This window comes from Shewanella sp. A32 (genome assembly GCF_029167175.1).
GTDB classification, from domain to species: domain Bacteria; phylum Pseudomonadota; class Gammaproteobacteria; order Enterobacterales; family Shewanellaceae; genus Shewanella; species Shewanella yunxiaonensis.
In genome coordinates, this window is record NZ_JARFTS010000046.1 from 1 (window position 1) to 5,667 (window position 5,667).

Below are 5,667 nucleotides of genomic sequence, written 5' to 3' on the forward strand. Positions count from 1 at the left end.
TCCTCAACACCGCCAGCGTGTCGCTGTTGCCGTGTCAGTGGGTGCGCATTATAGGGAGCTTATAGTTTTGTGCAAGCGGTATTTCAAAGAAAAAAGATCGCTTGCCGATCTTTTAGGCAAAGGCGATCTTTTTACGAGATCTGAACGGCGAATGGCGCTACAGCGTCTTAGCCTCAGACATTATTTTAACCGCATGAACTGTCTCGGATTTTCGCTGTTGCTCTCGTTCTATCAAGCTGTTGAGTAACGCTTCTGCCTTGGGATCATCCCAATCAACAAAGCTGCGTACAAAAGCAATTAGTGTCCCTGAACCATCCAAAATGAAGGTCGCAGGAATCGTATCTAACGGAAAGATAGCATCCAAAGCCATTTTCGGATCATAGAAGCTGTCGAAGTCAGGCATTCCCACAGAAACTAAGAATGGCTTTACCTTATCCTTACCTTCCTGATCGATCGATATTGGCAAAAATGCCAACTTTTCCTGATCGAATTTTTTAGCGAAACGTTGCAATGCAGGTAATTCGCGCACACAGGGCGGACACCAGGTTGCCCACATATTGACCAGCAGTACTTTGCCACGATATTGGCTGAAGTCGTGGGGATTATCTTCGGCATCGGTGAAGGGAACTGGCTTTAACGGAAAACCGTGGGCAAGAATATTGATCTTGTCGACGGTAGACTCCGTTGCGGCTTTCGTTTTATCGGTTGACGCGGCAGGATTGGCACTGCTGCCAAAGGCGAGCAGCAGCAATCCTACCAATAGTGCTGAAGGCAACCGTTTCATTTTTGCTGTTTGAGTAATTCAGCAAGTTGCTGTTGATCTTCCGCAGAGAGTTCCTGCGATTTTGCGTTGTTATGACGTTGCTTGCGAATAAATAAAAATCCGATTAAACCACCGAACAACAACAGTGCCACGGGACCTAACCACAGAATATAAGTTTTGGTTTCCAAACGCGGCTTATACAACACAAACTCACCATAGCGACTGGTCATAAACTCAATGATTTCACTGTCACTCTTGCCAGCATCCACCATTTTGTAGACTTCCATACGCAAATCTCGCGCTACCGGAGAGTTCGAATCCACAATATCCTGATTCTGACACTGCGGGCAGCGAAGACTGCGAGCCAACTTCATGGCGTGTTCCTGATTGGCTTCGTTTTTAAATTGGTAGGTATCGACCGGTGTAGCCGATACCTGGTAAGCGACGCCGAATGCCAACAACGCACTAACAAAGACCTTCAGCAAAGCTTTCATGACGCTTTTCCTTCTTTAGTGGTTTCCTGTTGAGCGGTAGTCGCTTCCTGTTGGAGCTTCTTAACAATTGGGTAAATGGTTTCATTCCATACCCGCATGTCCACCGGGCCGGCATAACGGAAGCGGATGATCCCGTTATGATCGACAATAAAGCTTTCCGGTGCGCCGTACACACCAAGATCTAACCCGAGTTTGCCGTCGGGATCAAAGATATTCATCGTGTAGGGATCGCCTTCCCGATTCAGCTCTTCAACCGCAAGACCGCGCTGATCACGATAGTTGATACCGTAGATAGGCACGATGTTCTGACGTGACAGATGAACCAGATAAGGATGTTCATACTTACAGCTAGGACACCATGTCGCCCAGACGTTCATGATGTAAACCTGACCTTTCAGGTCATGATTGGTGATCATGACCTTTGGGTCTTCCAACTTAGATAAGTTGAAATCCGGTACCGCTTTGCCTTCCAGCGCTGAATCCAACTGCTGAGGATTCAGGTATAACCCCCGATACAGGAACACGCCCATTACCAGGAATAACACCAGCGGAATAAAAAGTAGCAACTTCTTCATATTCAACCTTTCTATCTCACTCAGGCAGATGCCAGACTGGCCTTCTTATCACTTTCAATAGGTTCAACGGCTTTCTGTTTAGCACGATAGCGCTTATCAGACGCTGCAAACAGACCGCCAATCATCATAAACACACCACCGAACCACAACCAACGTACAAATGGCTTGTAGTTCAGACGCACGGCAAATTCAGTCTTGCTGATAGGGTCACCCATGGTGATATAAAGATCGCGGAAGAAACCCCAATCAATACCCGCTTCAGTCATATCCATAGTGCGAACATTATAAATACGACGGTCGGGTTTCAGGAATGCCACTTCTTTACCATCTTTAGTGACCCGAACTTGCCCCTGCTTAGCAGTGTAGTTAGGACCTACCACATCTTTAGTTTCCAGATAATGGAAGGTATATCCCGCCAGTTCCTGACTTACGCCAGGTCCCATGCGGACACTTTTCTCTTGAGCATAGTTAGACACCATAGTGGCGCCCACAACCGATACGGCAATACCAATATGGGCAATAATCATCCCTAATTGGCTGCGGCCCATACGTGCCAGACTCAGTTCGCCATCGTTAGGTTTCACGATGTTATAGGCAACACGCAATGTTGACAGCAGTACCCATAAGGCCATGCCAAGGCCAAACATCACCCAAGCATTGAATTTACCATCAATGACAAAAGGCATGACCACACCAAACACCAGAGAAACCAGCGCAGGGATCAGTAACTGGCGCTTGAGTTCACCCGGCTTGGCTTTCTTCCAGCGGATGATAGGGCCAATCCCCATAAAGGCAAACAACGCAATTGCCAGTGGCACAAATACGGCGTTGAAGTATGGAGGTCCAACTGAAATTTTACCCATGTGCAACGCATCAATCAGCAGTGGGTATAAAGTACCCAGCAGCACGGTGCCTGCGGCGACGGTCAGCAGCACGTTACATACTAACAACATGGTTTCTTTAGACAGCAGCTCAAATCGAGCAGGGCTGCTCATTTCACTGGCACGGAACGCGAACAGTGTCAGCGAACCACCAATTGTCAGGCCCAACAGCAGCAAAATAAACATACCGCGGCTTGGGTCAGCAGCAAATGAATGAACGGAGGTCAGCACACCGGAACGTACGATGAAGGTACCCAGCAAACTCAGCGAGAATGCAAAGATAGATAACAGTACCGTCCAGTTACGGAACGCACCGCGCTTTTCAGTCACGATGAGAGAGTGCAACAACGCAGTTCCTACCAACCAAGGCATAAAGGAAGCGTTTTCTACTGGGTCCCAGAACCACCAGCCGCCCCAGCCCAACTCGTAATATGCCCACCAGGAACCCAGAGCGATACCGCCAGTCAGGAAGATCCAAGCTGCCATTGTCCAAGGCCGAGTCCAGCGAGCCCATGCAGAGTCAAGCCGGCCACTCAGTAAAGCCGCGATCGCAAACGCGAAGCTGACCGAGAAGCCTACATAACCCAAGTACAACATTGGCGGATGGAAAATCAGTCCCACATCCTGCAACATGGGGTTCAGGTCACGACCTTCCATTGGTGCTGGCGACAAGCGCTCAAACGGACTGGATGTCAGCAACATAAATAAGCTGAAACCAATCACGATCACCGCCAGAATTGCCAATACTCGCGCAGTAAATACTTCTTCTAGTCCTTTACTAAATAAAGCAACTGAAGAGGTCCAAATGGACAAGGCGAATACCCAGAACAGCAATGACCCTTCATGACCACCCCAGACTGCGGCAATCTTAAAGAAGATTGGCAATTCGGAGTTGGAATGATGTGCCACATAAGCAACTGAGAAATCATCCACTGCGAAGCTGTATGCAAGAGAAACAACAGCGAGAAGAATAAATAAGGTCATACCGTAGCTGAGCGGCCAGGCGTAGCGCACCAGGTACTGGTCTTTTCGGGCAACACCTATCAAAGGCACCGTGGCGAGCAATACAGCGAATGCTAACCCGATGATCATTGAGAGATGTCCAAGTTCTGGAATCATGGTTTTTCCTCGGTTTTACGTTCCGCATCATTCCTGATAGGAATAACTACCATACACAACTTAAGAACTCATAGATCCTAAGCCAATGATTAATATCAAAAATAAAGCTTTATTAACTAGAGTATCTTAATTGAGCTTTAGCTCATTTTAGTATTTGCTTTTGTTCCTGTCTGCCACTTTGCGCTAAATCTGGGTGACGGCTCTCATTCTGCGGCAACGCCCGGATTTTCTTCATATATCTGGCATGACTCTTTGCTGTGACCCATGTTCTTCACATAAGTTTCATCACTTTTTTACCAGAGATGAGGATCTGTGAACCAGTGCCCAACTATCGTGATTAACTCATAACGTTATGGTTATATTACTGTTCAATGAATCATCTTTACGTATAATTTGCGCTCAAGGCTTGCGGTAGGCGACTTTCCGCTTTATCTCCAACCAAAGTGAAACATAATAATGACCACATTCTGGATTTTCATCGCAATCGTTGTGCTGATCAGTCTTGCGCTGATCTGGGTCCCGCATTTCCGCCAGAAAAAATTGCTGGAAGCCGGGGAAACTGAAGTACGCAAAAAAACTAACTTAGAACTGTTCAACGAACGTCTGACCTCGCTGGAAAAAGAACACAGTGAAGGTATCTTGGATGACCAAGAATTTGAATCGTTGAAGAAAGAACTCGAAATCAGTCTGCTGCAGGATATGAAGCAGGCTAAAGATGAAACACTCGCGGTATCTAACAAGCCTCGCGGTCTGCTGTGGCCGAGCCTGATGTCGGTGGCAGTGCTGGCATTAGCCGGTTACGCCTATTATCACTTAGGGGCCTATCAGGAAGTGGAAGCGACTGCAGCCGATCCTGCCAATCCACATGCGGGGATGACACCTGAACAATTGATGGCGAAACGGGTAAATATGTTGGAAACCGCGGTCGCCAAAGAACCCGATAACAGTCAGGCTTGGTTTAGTCTGGGACACGCCTATATATCTGCCGGTGAATTTGACAAAGCAGTACAAGCCTTTGACAAGGTGATGGATCTGGTCGGGGTACATGCTGAACTGCTCGGTCCTAAAGCAACAGCACTTTACTATAAAGCCGGTCAACGCATGATCCCGATTGTGCAATCATTAATTGATCAAGCGTTGAAAATGGATCCTAAAGATCCTTCAACCCTGTTACTGGTCGGGATGAATGCGTTTTACACCGCCGATTATCAGAAAGCCATCGACAGCTGGCAGACAATTCTCGACAGTGACCGTAACGACGTCGACCGTGCCGCGCTCATTGACGCAGTGAATACTGCCAAAATGCGTCTGCAAGGCAATACTGGCCCAATGCCCGATGATGCGACTCACAATAAGTTGAAGCAGGGAGAAGCTTCTGCGGCCGATGCGACTCAGCAGCCAACCGCCGGGACTGTCACTGTGAAAGTATCAGTAGCGCCAGCATTGGCAGGCAAAATCAGTGATACAGACACTGTGTTTATTTTTGCCCGTCCAACTGAAGGCCCTAGCGTGCCAGTCGCAGCGACCAAAGTCAGTGCCAAGGCGCTACCTGTCACCGTTACCTTAGATGATTCTACTAGCATGGGCAGCAGCGTTAAGTTGAGTACCACTAAAGCGGTTGAAATTATTGCGGTATTGTCCAAGCATGGTAACGTCAAGCCAGAACCAGGTGATCTGAAAGGGAGTGTTGCCAGTGTGGATGTCGGCGGCGAAGGCAACTTAGTCCTGGATACCGAAGTCAAATAACTGATGTCATTTAGTAAAAAACCACCTTCTGAAGAAGGTGGCTTTGTGATTACCCCCTAAAAGGGGGCCTTCTATACTAGAGCAAGCTC

At 47.8% G+C, this 5,667-nt stretch carries 5 protein-coding genes; 1 reads left to right on the forward strand and 4 read right to left on the reverse strand.

Annotated elements, in window-relative coordinates; genetic code table 11:
• Positions 1-157 precede the first annotated feature (157 nt).
• Genes PY479_RS17305 through nrfE form a run of 4 tightly spaced genes read right to left on the reverse strand, consistent with a single transcriptional unit; the run spans position 158 to position 3,832 of the window.
• Complete coding sequence (locus PY479_RS17305) at positions 158-784, reverse strand: TlpA disulfide reductase family protein (protein ID WP_212594713.1); 627 nt, start codon at positions 782-784, stop codon at positions 158-160.
• Positions 781-1,257, reverse strand: a complete 477-nt coding sequence (nrfF, locus tag PY479_RS17310) for a heme lyase NrfEFG subunit NrfF (protein WP_212594714.1) — start codon at positions 1,255-1,257, stop codon at positions 781-783. Before nrfF ends, PY479_RS17305 begins: the two co-directional genes overlap by 4 nt.
• Positions 1,254-1,832, reverse strand: coding sequence for a DsbE family thiol:disulfide interchange protein (locus tag PY479_RS17315; protein WP_212594715.1), 579 nt, complete (start codon positions 1,830-1,832; stop codon positions 1,254-1,256). The genes nrfF and PY479_RS17315 overlap by 4 nt, the downstream gene beginning before the upstream one ends.
• 20 nt (positions 1,833-1,852) lie before the next feature.
• Positions 1,853-3,832, reverse strand: a complete 1,980-nt coding sequence (gene nrfE / locus PY479_RS17320) for a heme lyase NrfEFG subunit NrfE (RefSeq protein ID WP_212594716.1) — start codon at positions 3,830-3,832, stop codon at positions 1,853-1,855.
• Between the two features lie 456 nt (positions 3,833-4,288).
• Between nrfE and ccmI the strand changes: the two genes are divergently transcribed.
• Entirely contained in the window at positions 4,289-5,578 is a 1,290-nt protein-coding gene (gene ccmI / locus PY479_RS17325; RefSeq protein WP_212594717.1) for a c-type cytochrome biogenesis protein CcmI, read from the forward strand.
• Positions 5,579-5,667: the final 89 nt, after the last annotated feature.